Origin of the sequence: Salegentibacter sp. Hel_I_6 (assembly GCF_000745315.1) — a bacterium.
Taxonomy (GTDB): domain Bacteria; phylum Bacteroidota; class Bacteroidia; order Flavobacteriales; family Flavobacteriaceae; genus Salegentibacter.
In genome coordinates, this window is sequence record NZ_JQNQ01000001.1 from 3,360,566 (window position 1) to 3,373,682 (window position 13,117).

Annotated in this window: 14 protein-coding genes and 1 pseudogene; 3 read left to right on the forward strand and 12 right to left on the reverse strand. The window is 37.0% G+C overall.

Annotation, left to right across the window (positions count from 1 at the left end):
• Nucleotides 1-22: 22 nt before the first annotated feature.
• On the reverse strand, nucleotides 23-988 hold the full coding sequence (locus FG27_RS14905) for a Gfo/Idh/MocA family protein (protein ID WP_037322345.1): 966 nt from the start codon (nucleotides 986-988) through the stop codon (nucleotides 23-25).
• Nucleotides 989-1,124: 136 nt separating this feature from the next.
• Here FG27_RS14905 and FG27_RS14910 point away from each other — a divergent pair, with 136 nt between their 5' ends.
• Nucleotides 1,125-1,766, forward strand: coding sequence for a protein-L-isoaspartate(D-aspartate) O-methyltransferase (locus tag FG27_RS14910; protein WP_037322346.1), 642 nt, complete (start codon nucleotides 1,125-1,127; stop codon nucleotides 1,764-1,766).
• A 50-nt stretch (nucleotides 1,767-1,816) separates the two neighbouring features.
• Here the strand turns inward: FG27_RS14910 and FG27_RS19015 are convergent.
• The 9 genes and pseudogenes from FG27_RS19015 to FG27_RS14945 form a co-directional block, all read right to left on the reverse strand.
• Nucleotides 1,817-2,020 (reverse strand): annotated as a pseudogene (locus FG27_RS19015) (type II toxin-antitoxin system RelE/ParE family toxin); the annotation flags it as partial.
• Nucleotides 2,021-2,111: 91 nt separating this feature from the next.
• On the reverse strand, nucleotides 2,112-2,357 hold the full coding sequence (locus FG27_RS14915) for a type II toxin-antitoxin system ParD family antitoxin (protein WP_037320465.1): 246 nt from the start codon (nucleotides 2,355-2,357) through the stop codon (nucleotides 2,112-2,114).
• Between the two features lie 126 nt (nucleotides 2,358-2,483).
• Nucleotides 2,484-4,352 carry a membrane protein insertase YidC gene (gene yidC / locus FG27_RS14920; RefSeq protein WP_037320467.1) on the reverse strand — a complete coding sequence of 623 codons (1,869 nt, stop codon included), beginning with the start codon at nucleotides 4,350-4,352 and terminating at the stop codon, nucleotides 2,484-2,486.
• 50 nt (nucleotides 4,353-4,402) lie between these two features.
• Nucleotides 4,403-6,037: a CTP synthase gene (locus FG27_RS14925; protein ID WP_037320469.1), complete on the reverse strand. Its 1,635-nt coding sequence runs from the start codon at nucleotides 6,035-6,037 to the stop codon at nucleotides 4,403-4,405.
• A 121-nt stretch (nucleotides 6,038-6,158) separates the two neighbouring features.
• A complete protein-coding gene (locus FG27_RS14930) occupies nucleotides 6,159-6,389 on the reverse strand; it encodes a DUF3820 family protein (RefSeq protein WP_037322348.1) in 231 nt (76 codons plus the stop codon).
• Nucleotides 6,390-6,417: 28 nt separating this feature from the next.
• The gene (locus tag FG27_RS14935; RefSeq protein WP_037320471.1) at nucleotides 6,418-6,786 is read right to left on the reverse strand and encodes a two-component system response regulator; all 369 of its coding nucleotides are present in this window, start codon (nucleotides 6,784-6,786) and stop codon (nucleotides 6,418-6,420) included.
• The gene (locus FG27_RS19425) at nucleotides 6,783-7,022 is read right to left on the reverse strand and encodes a hypothetical protein (protein WP_231563336.1); all 240 of its coding nucleotides are present in this window, start codon (nucleotides 7,020-7,022) and stop codon (nucleotides 6,783-6,785) included. The genes FG27_RS14935 and FG27_RS19425 overlap by 4 nt, the downstream gene beginning before the upstream one ends.
• On the reverse strand, nucleotides 7,023-7,649 hold the full coding sequence (locus tag FG27_RS14940) for a histidine kinase (RefSeq protein WP_231563337.1): 627 nt from the start codon (nucleotides 7,647-7,649) through the stop codon (nucleotides 7,023-7,025). It abuts the gene before it with no gap.
• 11 nt (nucleotides 7,650-7,660) lie between these two features.
• Nucleotides 7,661-8,233, reverse strand: a complete 573-nt coding sequence (locus tag FG27_RS14945) for a carboxymuconolactone decarboxylase family protein (RefSeq protein WP_037320472.1) — start codon at nucleotides 8,231-8,233, stop codon at nucleotides 7,661-7,663.
• 273 nt (nucleotides 8,234-8,506) lie between these two features.
• On the opposite strand from FG27_RS14945, the gene FG27_RS14950 reads away from it, so the two are divergent.
• Nucleotides 8,507-10,066: an NAD(P)/FAD-dependent oxidoreductase gene (locus FG27_RS14950; RefSeq protein WP_037320473.1), complete on the forward strand. Its 1,560-nt coding sequence runs from the start codon at nucleotides 8,507-8,509 to the stop codon at nucleotides 10,064-10,066.
• Between the two features lie 195 nt (nucleotides 10,067-10,261).
• The gene (locus tag FG27_RS14955) at nucleotides 10,262-11,788 is read left to right on the forward strand and encodes a GH3 auxin-responsive promoter family protein (protein WP_037320475.1); all 1,527 of its coding nucleotides are present in this window, start codon (nucleotides 10,262-10,264) and stop codon (nucleotides 11,786-11,788) included.
• Here FG27_RS14955 and FG27_RS14960 read toward each other — a convergent pair.
• Together FG27_RS14960 and FG27_RS14965 are read right to left on the reverse strand one after the other, a co-directional pair.
• The gene (locus tag FG27_RS14960) at nucleotides 11,785-12,363 is read right to left on the reverse strand and encodes a hypothetical protein (RefSeq protein ID WP_037322350.1); all 579 of its coding nucleotides are present in this window, start codon (nucleotides 12,361-12,363) and stop codon (nucleotides 11,785-11,787) included. The two genes, FG27_RS14955 and FG27_RS14960, sit on opposite strands and share 4 nt — an antisense overlap.
• 229 nt (nucleotides 12,364-12,592) lie before the next feature.
• Nucleotides 12,593-13,072, reverse strand: a complete 480-nt coding sequence (locus FG27_RS14965) for a DUF4168 domain-containing protein (protein ID WP_037320477.1) — start codon at nucleotides 13,070-13,072, stop codon at nucleotides 12,593-12,595.
• Nucleotides 13,073-13,117: the final 45 nt, after the last annotated feature.

Consider the following 13,117-nt stretch of genomic DNA (forward strand, 5'->3'; position numbering starts at 1 on the left):
ATAGACTGAAATAGATTTTATATTATTTACTAAAACTTTCAATAACTCCGTTGGCAACACGCAAGGCTTCAGCGCCCTGTTCCAGCGTCACTATTGGAGTGGTATTATTATTAATGGCGTCGGCAAAAGTTTCCAACTCGTCTAAAATGGCGTTGTTTGGAGAAACATCAGGATTATCAAAATAGATTTGTTTTTTTATTCCTTCTGCGTTTTGCAAGATCATCGCGTAATCATCTTCTTTTTCGGGGGCATCTTTCATTTTCACCACCTCGCATTTTTTCTCTAGAAAATCTACAGAGATATAAGCGTCTCGCTGAAAAAATCTGGATTTCCGCATATTTTTCATAGAAATTCGGCTGGCGGTTAAGTTGGCCACGCATCCGTTTTCAAATTCAATTCTAGCGTTGGCAATATCTGGAGTATCGCTAATCACTGAAACTCCGCTGGCATTAATATTTTTTACTTTCGACTTTACTACGCTTAAAACAGCATCAATATCGTGGATCATTAAATCCAGAACCACAGGAACATCTGTGCCACGCGGATTAAACTCTGCAAGACGATGCGCCTCAATAAACATAGGGTTTTCAATTCGGGAAGCTACAGCTCTAAAAGCCGGATTAAAACGTTCTACGTGTCCCACCTGGCCTTTTACGCCATGCTTCTTGGCTAAAGCGATAAGTTCTTCGGCTTCCGCAAATGTGTTGGTAATGGGTTTTTCTATAAAAAGATGTTTACCTGCGGTAATTGTTTTTTTAGCTACTTCAAAATGGGAAAGGGTAGGAGTTACTACATCGACCACATCTACCGCGGCGATGAGGTCTTCTATGGTATCAAATTTTTTATAGCCGAATTCCGTAGCAATCTTTTCAGCATTTCCTGAATTGGCATCGTAGAAACCTACCAGCTCATATTTTTCAGATTGATTAAGTAATTTTAAATGTATCTTTCCTAAGTGTCCTGCACCAAGCACGCCTACTTTCAGCATATTATTTAGCATTTTTCACAAAAATAGCATTTTGATTGTAAATAGTTTAGCAATAGACTGGGGAATCTCCCCTAATTTCCCTTGGCAACTTTGACTTGTAATGAGTATTTTTGCAATCTAAACGGGAAATTAAGTGATTGAGGATAATTTTAGACATAAAGGTAAAAGACAGCAATTAGTAAAAACCGTGAAGAAAAAGGGCATTACTGATAAAGCAGTTTTAGATGCGGTTGGGAAAATTCCCCGGCATCTCTTTATGGATAGCAGTTTTGAGGATCACGCATACCAGGATAAAGCTTTTCCCATTGCTGCAGATCAAACGATCTCCCAGCCTTATACCGTAGCTTTTCAAACCGAAAAACTGGAGATTGAAAAAGGTGATAAAGTGCTGGAAATTGGCACAGGTAGCGGCTACCAAACCGCAGTTTTGTGTGAGCTTGGTGCAAAAGTTTATAGTATAGAACGCCAGCGTGAACTCTATAAAAAGACAAAAACCTTTCTGAATAAAATTGGATACCGCCCCAAATATTTAAGTTTTGGTGATGGCTACAAAGGATTGCCAGATTATGCTCCTTTTGATAAAATTATTGTAACCGCCGGCGCACCCTATGTGCCTACAGATCTTTTAGGTCAGTTAAAAGTTGGTGGTAGAATGGTGATTCCCGTGGGAGACGATGTGCAAACGATGACTCTTTTTATAAGAAAATCTCTTAAAGAATTCGATAAAACCGAATTTGGGCAGTTTAGGTTTGTGCCTTTGCTTGGGGATAAGAATTAGAAAGAGTTATAAGATATAAATTAATTAAACTATTTATATTAGGTAAAACCCTATTTCAGTCTTCCTGGAATATCCATACGTTCGTGTAAGATCCTTATGATCTCTATAATGTTGTTCTCAATTTTTCTGTAGAATATTAAATGAGATTTCACTTTTGTAACTCGATAATTTTTTCGTGTTTGCTCTACAGATTTTCCGATCAGGAAATTATCAGCTATAAATTCTATTTCTGCAATAATCAGATTATAATATCTATCAGCTTGTGGTTTAGATCATTTTTTGAGCGTATAAATCCAAATACTTTCTAAATCTTCAATCGCTTGTTGACTTATCCTATATTCGTTTTTACTCATCGATACTGGAATGTAATTTTTTTAAGTGCTCCTTTGGATCAAAACTTTCTACAAATCCACTTTCTTCTCCAACTTCCAGAGCTTTAACCAGTTCCATCTCTTTTCTTTCTTCTCTCTCCAATAATCTCAAAGCAGAATGAATAACCTCATCAACCGTATTATATCGTCCAGACTTCACTTCCTCATTGATGAAATCTTCAAAATAATCTCCAAGTGATATTAAAGTGTTTTTTCCCATTTTGAAAGTTTATTATTTAAATATAACTCATTTTGACAAGGGCGTCAAAATTTGAAAAATTTGAAAATAAAAAAAGCCGGTTTAAAATGATTTAAACCGGCTTTCTCTTTTTAAGCTACAATTAGCTTACTTCTTCTTTTGTTGATTTTTTTGCTGTTCTGCCTGTTCCATCATTTCCTGCATTTTCCTGGTAAACTTATTCTGTTTCTTAGGCTTTTTCTTGTTCTCCTGGATTTTTGCGTGAATTTTATCTTCATCAATAATCACGTATTTAATCACTAACATAATTCCGATAGTAATCAGGTTAGAGGTGAAGTAGTATAATGAAAGTCCACTGGCAAAGTTGTTAAAGAACACAAGCATAAATAGTGGAGACAAATACATAATAAATTTCATATTAGGCATTCCCGGTTGCTGAGTCTGCTGCATACTTTGTCCCGTGGTCATCATCATATAAATAAAGATCGCGATAGATGCCAAAATTGGAAATAAACTCACGTGGTCTCCATAAAATGGAATATGAAAAGGTAACTCTGCAATAGTATCATAACTCGATAGATCGTCAGCCCATAAAAATCCTTTTTGCCTTAGTTGGAAAGCACTTGGGAAGAACTGAAATAATGCATAGAAAACCGGAATCTGCATTAAAGCCGGTAAACAACCACTCATTGGGCTGGCGCCTGCTTTGCTATACAGTTTCATGGTTTCCTGCTGCTTCTTCATCGCGTTGTCCTTATACTTCTCGTTAAGCTCATTAATTTCAGGTCTTAAAACCTTCATTTTAGCCTGAGAGAGATAAGATTTGTATGTAACGGGGGAAAGAACGATCCTCACAACAATGGTCATTACAATAATTGCAATTCCGTAGCTTGGTAGAACCCCACTTAAGAAACTAAAGAAGGGAATAAATACATATTTGTTGATCCATCCAAAAATACCCCAACCTAGTGGAACAATTTCATCTAAGTTACGGTCGTAATCATTTAATATCTTATAATCTGTTGGTCCATAATACCAATTCATATTATAATTAAGCTCGCCACCTTTTAATTCTAAAGGCATTCTTGCGGTAAAATTTTTCGTGTAAACCGTATCTATTTCTTCATCCTGAACTAGATTTTCTGAAGTGAATTTACCAAGGCTAAATGGCGTATCAGTTAATAAAATGGAGGTAAAGAAATGCTGTTTAAAGGCTACATAGGTAATATCCTCATCTTCCTGTTCTTCAAAATCACCCGCACCAAGGTAATCATCGTCACCATCCTCATATTCATAAATAAGTTCAGTATACTTATTTTCATAAGAAATACTTTTTGCGTGGCGATAACCTTTTAACTGCCAGTCCATATTGATGTCACGAGAGCTGTTTAAAACCCCGTTTAAGCCCTGAGATCTAATACTGAAATCCAGCATATATTCGCCAGGTTTCAGCACATAGCGATATTCCAGGAATTCATTTTCTGAAACTTTCAGCTTCATAGAGATAATCTGGTTATCCCCGCTTTGAGTTACTTCGGGTTCAAAATAAAGGTTTTCGGTATCAAGAGTTCTACCGTCTGTAGTGGTGAAATTAATGTTGAAAGAAGCATTACCATCTTTTATTAAATAAACAGGAATAGAATCGAAGGTTTTAAAATTAGTTAACCTCGCTTCTGAAATATAACCACCTTTATTATCAATTTTAAGTTCTAAAACATCGTTAGAAATGGTGGTTGTATTTTCTGTAGCCGATGGAAGACTGGCCGAATAACCAAAAGCACCTAAACGCTCGTGAGCCTGTGCAAGATTAGTAGAATCTGCACCAGAACTTTGAGCTTCCTGTTGCTGTGGAGGTTGATTGGAATCGGTATTTCCAGGAACTTCAACCTGCTCGGTCTCTTGTTGTGGTTCTAATCCTTCTTCAGAGGCACTGTTGGTATACAACATCCAAATTAAGATTCCACCAATAAGTATAAATCCAATTAAGGACTGAACATCAAATTTCTTTTCTTCCATGCTTTTAAACTATAACTTGCTTCTGGTCAATAATTCCGCCAGTATTGCTTTTATGCCAGACTGGCATTTTTTTTATTTTTTGAGAAATCGTAGGCCGCTTTTATAAAGGCTATAAAAACCGGGTGCGGAGTAGCAACTGTACTTTTGTATTCCGGGTGATATTGAACACCTACAAACCAGGGGTGATCTTTTAATTCTATAACTTCTACCAGGCCTGTTTCAGGATTTATGCCGGTACTTAACATTCCTGCTTTTTCCAGTTCCTCTTTGTATTTGTTGTTGTATTCGTAACGGTGTCGATGCCTTTCTTTGATCTCGGTTTTGCCGTAAGCCTTTTGAATTTTTGAACCTTCGGTAAGTTTACAATCCCAGGCACCAAGTCGCATTGTTCCGCCCTTATGAGTAACCTCTTTTTGCTCCTCCATTAGATCTATAACCGGGTGTTTGGTTTTAAGATCCATTTCGGTAGAATTGGCAGTTTTTAACTTTAATACGTTTCTTGCAAATTCAATTACTGCCATTTGCATTCCTAAGCAAATACCTAAAAATGGCAAATTATGCTGCCTTGCGTATTTTACAGCGTCAATTTTTCCTTCTACACCACGTTCTCCAAACCCAGGTGCAACCAAAATACCATCTAAATTTGCGAATTTATGATCTATGGTATTTTCATTGATAAATTCTGAGTGAATGCTTTCTACATTTACCTTAACTTCATTTTCTGCGCCGGCATGTATAAAGGCTTCCAAAATTGATTTATAAGAATCCTGAAGTTCCACATATTTTCCAATTAAACCAATAGTAATCTCAGCTTTAGGATTTTTATGCCTATCTAAAAACTGATTCCATCTATCTAAATTTGGCGTGGTTTCGTCGGGGAGGTGCAATTTTTTTAAGGTTACTTTATCTAAACCTTCCTGCAGCATTAAATTTGGAACATCATAAATAGTAGCTGCATCAATACTTTGAATTACCGCTTCCTGTCTCACGTTACAGAAAATAGCCAGTTTACGGCGAATATCATCTGAAAGTTCGTGCTCAGTTCTACAAACCAAAATATCAGCTTTAAGTCCGCTTTCCATCAAAGTTTTTACACTGTGCTGGGTTGGTTTTGTTTTAAGTTCACCGGCAGCGGCAAGATAGGGGACAAGTGTTAAGTGAATAATTAAAGCGTTTTCATCGCCTAACTCCCATTTTAACTGTCTTACTGCTTCAATATATGGTAAGGATTCGATATCACCTACCGTTCCGCCAATTTCGGTAATTACGATATCATAATCGCCATTTTGTCCAAGGATCTGGATTCGATCTTTAATTTCGTTAGTGATATGCGGAACCACTTGCACGGTTTTTCCTAAAAACTCTCCACGGCGTTCTTTTTCAATAACACTCTGGTATATACGGCCGGTAGTGACATTGTTTGCCTGAGAAGTATTTACATTTAAAAAACGTTCGTAATGGCCAAGGTCAAGATCGGTTTCGGCGCCATCTTCGGTAACATAGCATTCGCCATGTTCGTACGGATTTAAAGTGCCGGGATCTACATTAATATAGGGGTCGAGTTTCTGAATAGTGGTTCTAAATCCACGCGCTTGTAATAATTTTGCCAGTGAAGCTGCTATAATCCCTTTTCCCAGGGAAGAAGAAACGCCGCCGGTGACAAAAATATACTTGGTTTCGGCCATCTTTGAAGTGTTTGTTGCGTTGTTTTATTCAGGGCGCTAAATTACAAAGAAGAATAGAAAAGCCGTTAATTTTAAACCTAATATTTTAAAAGTTAAAACCGACTTTTAAACTGCGAAAAACTCAGGGTTTTGGAAACTTTCTTCTTATATCTCTAAGCAATTGTTCCATCCCGTTGAGCTTAAGTTCAAAGACTTCGCTCATTTGTTGTCCAAGCTTTCCTTCAGGGAAACCTTTTTGGCGATACCAGACTAAATAATATTCAGGAATATCGCTTAAAAAATAGCCTTTATATTTGCCAAAATGCATTTTAGCGTGGGCCAGTTCTAGAAGGGCCTTGTGATTGGGTTTTATGCTCAATATGAAGGTGGTTAAAGAAGTTTTACAGCTTATTCAAAAGCGGCTGAAGCTCGTTAAATTTAGCTTTATTCAAGGGTTTCTCTACATACCTTATAACAGATTCATATGTTTTTGCCCGGGTTTGGTCTATGCTACTTGTGCTTGAACTAAGAATAATTATTTTATGTTCATGTTTTTTAGATTCCAGGGAGTCCAGGAATTCCCATCCATTCATTTCCGGCATATTTAGATCTAAAAAAATGAGTGTTTTTTGCTTATCCTCTAAATAAGCCAATGCTTCTTCAGGGTTTGTGAAATCTAAAACATTCTTATTGTAACCTTCAATTTCCAGAAGTTTACGAGTGATAAAATTGGCTATGGGCTGGTCATCTACCAGGATAATTATGCTCATAACTCTGTTGCTTTTAATTGATTCAATTCGGTGGTGGCCATTTTAATTACCTCTTGCAAAACCTGGTCCATTTCTTCTGAAGATTGTTTGAGTTTTGGTAAAAGTTCCTCTCTACAGGCTTTATCATCAAAAACTTCGTAAAGCTGAACGATACCCTGAATTCTAGACAAAGGTTCTCTTACATTATGGGCGTTTAAAGCTGAAATACGCAATAGTTTCTCATTCTTTTCAACCACTTATTTAGTACGATTTGCAATGGTTTGTTTTTGATTTTCTACAATCTGATTGATCTTTTTATTCTGGTTTTTAATAATGTCCAGAGCTTGAAGAAGGGATTTATTTTTACTGTCTAATTCTTCTTTAAGGTAAATTTCCTGGAATTTTGCCTGGAAACTATCACTAATCAATTTAAGCATTTCAATATCTCCTACATCAAAAGCTTTATTCTCATCTGCTATAAGAGAAACCGTAAAATCTACATCCATTTTTGTAAATGTCCAGCACCATAGGGCAGGAGAAATCAAATTTGTCTCGGTAATATTTTTGCTTAATTGATTTGGAATTTTTTCAGAACGAACGGGAATTTTATCTTCCAAAATCTGTAACTCATGAGGGAGCAAATTTTCTTTTGGAATAACATCAAATTCCCCCCTGGCATTGCATTGGCAATACACAAGGTAAGAACCTGCCTGGTTTACACTAATCCTAAATAGATGGAAATTCAGCAAATATTTTAAAAAACGAACAGAAACCTGCGCAACTTCTGGCAAGCTTGTACAGCGATTTAATTTGTTGCTAAATTTAGAAAAAGTTTCGTAGGTAATTCTGTAAACCCGTGAGGTCCTATCCTGGAGCGATTCCATAAAAATTGAACTTATTCTGGAGTTTCCAGTAATTCGTTGTCTATTTTAATTCCTGAAACATCTGCTATGGTATTTAGCATATTAACCAGATCGGCCTGTGCCATCAATTCCTGAACTTCTTTCTGAGTAAAACCTGCTTTTTCTAATTCCTGAAAGTCCTCATCTGATACTTCACTATGGTTTAATGCAGCGTTGGTGACAATTTTTACCGCGGTTCTAAAACTGGCCGGCATAGATGGAGAATCAATATGCTCTGTGGCTTTAAAACCTTCTTCTTCAGAGATCATAGTGCTCATACTATCGGCGAAAATGCCGTGTGCATGTGAGCAGTAATTGCAACCGCGTTGCTTTGATACATTGTAAATAATAAGTTGCTTAAGCACATTTGGTACTTCGCCTTCCATCAAGGTGCTTTTCAATTTCCCCCAATTTCCTTTTAGTAAAGTAGCATTATTACCCTGGCATTTAAACCAATTGAGAACAAAAGGTAGTTGAAGCGTTTTTTTGGTATCATCATAAATAGCCTGAACTTCTGGAGAGGCTTCTTCATAAGAAACCATTGGATATCGTGAGGTTAAATTCATTCTAGTAAAATTTGTAATTAGATTTAGGGTTTAAATATTCTACAAAATAAGTTAAAATTATAAAGCGGCCTAAAAAAAATCTTTTCTGTTTGTGATTATTTAACAGAACTCTCAAGATTTAAAAAATTATGCAACAAATTTCAAAATCATATTTTTGCTCGAGAATTAAGGTTTAAAGATCCGTCTCAAAAATTCGGGATACCTAGAATATCAAAAAATACATTTGATACCTCGCGGGCCTGGCTCGAGGTAGTTTAGTTTAGATTTTAAAAAATGAAACACCAATATCAAATAAGAGTCAGTCCTGAAGAAGCTGCGAACGAGTCACAGATAAAAAGGGCCGTTGCTCGTCACGCCAGTATTCCGCTGAAAGAAATTACTACTATAAATATTCTGAAACGTTCTATAGACGCCCGGCAACGTGCGGTAAAGATCAATTTAAAGGTAGAGGTATATGTGAATGAAGAATTTAAGGAAGAGAAAATTCGCCTGCCAGAATATCAAAACGTAAAGAATAAAGAGGAAATTATAATTGTAGGAGCAGGCCCTGCCGGGTTATTTGCTGCTTTGCGTTGCATTGAATTGGGATATAAACCCATTATTATTGAACGGGGAAAAGATGTAAGAACGCGCCGCCGGGATCTAAAAGCGCTAAATATTGAACACGTTGTAAACGAAGATTCCAATTATTGTTTTGGTGAAGGTGGCGCCGGTACTTATAGTGATGGTAAACTCTACACGCGTTCCAAAAAACGAGGGGATGTAGATCGAATTTTAAAATTACTCGTAGGTTTTGGTGCGACGCCAGAAATTATGGTAGAGGCGCACCCGCATATTGGCACAAACAAACTTCCGGCTATTATTGCCGATATTCGGGAACGTATTATTGCTTGTGGGGGAGAGGTTCTCTTTGAAACCCGGCTAACCGATATTCTTATAAAAAATAATGAAGTAGCAGGAATAAAAACTTTAAGCGGCGAAAGTATTAAGGCGAAAAAGATCATTCTGGCTACAGGACATTCGGCGAGGGATATTTTTGAACTTTTACACAGAAAAAATATTAAGATTGAGGCCAAGGCTTTTGCGCTTGGGGTAAGGGTAGAACATCCGCAGGAGCTTATAGATCAAATTCAGTACAAGTGTGATTCCCGGGGAGAATTTCTCCCGCCCTCGCCTTATAGTATTGTAAAGCAAATAGGGGGCAGGGGAATGTATTCGTTTTGTATGTGCCCGGGCGGGATTATCGCTCCCTGCGCCACGGCCCCCGGGGAGGTGGTGACCAATGGCTGGTCTCCCAGTAAACGCGATCAACCTACGGCGAATTCCGGGATTGTGGTAGAGTTGAGACTTTCAGATTTTTTGAATTCTGAAAAAAATCCGCTGGCGGCGATGGAATTTCAAAAGCAAATAGAGCAAAAAGCCTGGCTGGAAGGTGGAAGTACACAAAAAGTACCGGCACAGCGTTTAGTAGATTTTACCCAGGGAAAAATATCTGCCAATCTTCCAGTAACGTCCTATAAACCGGGAGTGACTTCTGCTGAATTAGGAAATGTATTTCCGGAGTTTATTCATAAAACTTTGCAGGCAGGATTTAAAGAATTCAATAAAAGTATGCGTGGTTTTTTAACCAACGATGCCGTAGTTCACGCCCCGGAATCCAGAACTTCTTCCCCGGTGAGAATTCCCAGGGATAATTACAGTTTTGAACACGTGCAAATAAAAGGACTTTACCCTTGTGGGGAAGGTGCCGGTTATGCCGGCGGTATAATTTCTGCCGCGATAGATGGAGAGCGATGTGCTGAAAAATGCATTGAGAGTTTGAAAAATTCTTAGCTTTTTATAAAGGTTAAATTATTGATAATTGTCAAGACATTAATAGTGTTGATTTTGGTTTTTTTTATCTTCATTTTTTGAAGTAAACTACTTCGGGGAAAACCCAGGAATTATAGGAAAAATATTTTGATTCGAGACAAGCCCTGGAGCATTCAAATCTCGATTATCGAGTAACCACCAATAAATAACACAATTATGGCCATTATCGGTTCAATTATAAAAAATTTAATAGATCTTAGAGATACAATAGTTTCTGAGCCTAATGCGGAAGAAGCACAGTTAGAAGTTCTAAAAAAACTGCTTAATAAAGCGAAAGATACCCAGTTTGGAAAACACTACGATTTTGAAGCAATTTTAGAAGCTGATGATATTCCGAAAATGTTTGCCGAAAAAGTTCCCTATTTTGATTATAACAAGATCAACGAAGAATGGTGGAGTAAAATGCACGAAGGTGAAGAAGATGTAACCTGGCCCGGGAAACCTCCTTATTTTGCGCTTAGTTCTGGCACCACTGGTAAATCCAGTAAGCGTATTCCGGTAACCGATGATATGGTAGATGCTATTAGGCAAACGGGAATAGACCAGGTAGGAGCACTTAGTAATTTTGATTTACCTACAGATTTCTTTGAAAAAGAGATAATGATGCTTGGAAGTTCTACCGATTTGCAAAAAGAAGGAGATCACGAAGAAGGAGAAATTAGTGGAATATCTGCCAGCAAAATTCCTTTTTGGTTTAAAGGTTACTATAAGCCAGGAGATGAAATCTCGAGAATTCCCGAATGGGATGATAGGGTACAGCGAATTGCTGAAAATGCCAAAAATTGGGATATTGGTGCTTTAAGTGGCATACCTTCATGGTTGGAGCTTATGATGAAGAAAGTGATTGAATATCATAAAGTTGATAACATTCACGAAATTTGGCCCAATCTTCAGGTTTATACTTCTGGTGGTGTGGCATTTGAGCCTTACGAAAAAAGTTTTAATGCACTTTTAAAACATCCAATCACGGTAATTGATACTTACCTGGCTTCAGAAGGTTTTATAGCTTATCAACAAAGACCTGAAACCCATGCGATGAAACTTGCTGTTAGCAACGGAATATACTTTGAATTCGTTCCTTTTAAAGCGGAATATGTGAATCAGGATGGTTCCATAACTGATGATGCACCGGTAATCCCGATTTCTGAAGTTAAAGAGGAGGAAGATTACATTCTTTTAATAAGTACTGTTTCAGGAGCCTGGAGATATTTAATAGGCGACACCATTAAGTTTACAGATGTAGAACGTCACGAGATTAAAATTACCGGAAGAACTAAATTCTTTTTAAATGTAGTTGGTTCTCAACTTTCAGTAAATAAGATGAATGATGCTTTACAGGAAATGGAAGACAAATTCGATATAAAAATTCCCGAATTTACGCTTGCGGCCGTAAGAATAGATGGAGAATTTCATCATCATTGGTATCTGGGTACTGAGGGAGAAACCCCAGAAGAAGAACTTGCAAAAGCTCTTGATGAATCCTTGAAAAATGCGAATAAGAATTATAAAGTAGCTCGTTCTAAAGCGTTAAAAGGGGTGAAGGTAACAAAAGTACATCCTGAAATGTTTCCAGAGTGGAGTGCTGCCAATAAGAAAAAAGGCGGACAGGTGAAAATGGAGAAAGTGATGAATGAAGAGAAATTTGCTAAATGGGAGAAGTTTGTGAAAGAGCAAAAAGCCTAATCATCGTCTTCATCAATTTCATCAATAAGGGTCATAATTTCTTCTTGAGAAAGATATAATTTCTTGATCCTCGCTTTGTATGAATCTGCAAGTTGGGCGTGATTCAGGATGAAATCTTTAGTAGCAATAATATATTTACCAAGGCCGTGGTTCACCGCATAGGTATCTGCGGCTCTTTCTGCTTCCTGAATATATCTTTTTGAAGTTAGGTATTTGATGCCAAACCAAACCATATTTATGGCGCTGCGTTCTCGGTAATCCATAATATGGCCAAGTTCGTGACCAATCCAACCAATAAGCACTTCAGAAGGGACGTTTTTGACATCAAAAACCTCGTCGTCAATTTTTATGTGCTCACTTATCATTACAAAATAAGAGCGGTTCTTTTTATTCTTTAGTAATCCTGAAGCTTTTGGTTGCGCCTGCATAAAAGACTTCTGGATTTTTTTCTTGAACTTGAATTCAATTGGGGTATCTTTTAATTCAGGATAGTGGGATAGCGCAATGTAAGTTTCCCTCCAAATTGCATCTGGTACAATTTTATTTTCAAATTTTAGACTGTCTTTTTGTTTCATTGTTTCTTGCGCATAAAGAGGACTCCAATTCCATTGATTTAATAGAATTGTTGTAATTAATATGAAGTAAATTTTAAGCCCTGTTTTCAAATTTAGATCTTCCTTGATTTACGCCTAAAATATAGCATAGTTGCGGTTTTTACCAAAAATGAAGTTATAAAATAAACATAAAAAAAGGCCTCCCAGTAAGGTGGCCTTTTTTTATAAAATCTCTAAAATGAATTAGAAATTATCCTTGCATTAACTGTTGTAGTCTTTGTTGCAATTCAGTATCGGTTTGAAGTGCCATTGCGATTTTTTCGTAACGCTCTACATCAAGATCATTTTTACTAATTGCTTCTTCCATTTCTTCCTGGAATTCACCTTGCATACCTTCAATTTCTGCAACAACTTCCTCGTGCTTGGTTTTTTCTTCTTCAGTTACTTCAACATCAGCATTTGGATCTAAAGAAGCCTGGTGAATTTCATTAAAACGTTGAATGTCAAATCCGCTCTCTTCAACTTTCTGCGCCATTTCTTGCTGTGCTTTTTGGTTTACCATTCTTATTTCCTGGTAAGCTTCAGCAAATTTAGAAAGCTCTTCATCACTAACATCTACTTCTACAGCTTGTTGCTGTTGTTGAGGTAGTTGTTGGGTCTGGGCAAATACACTTGCTGTTCCTAATGTGAAAGCAAATAATAGGCCTGCAATCTTTTTTGATTTAATCATAATTTGTTTTTAATGTTAATTTTCAATTTAGATGCAAACTAAATA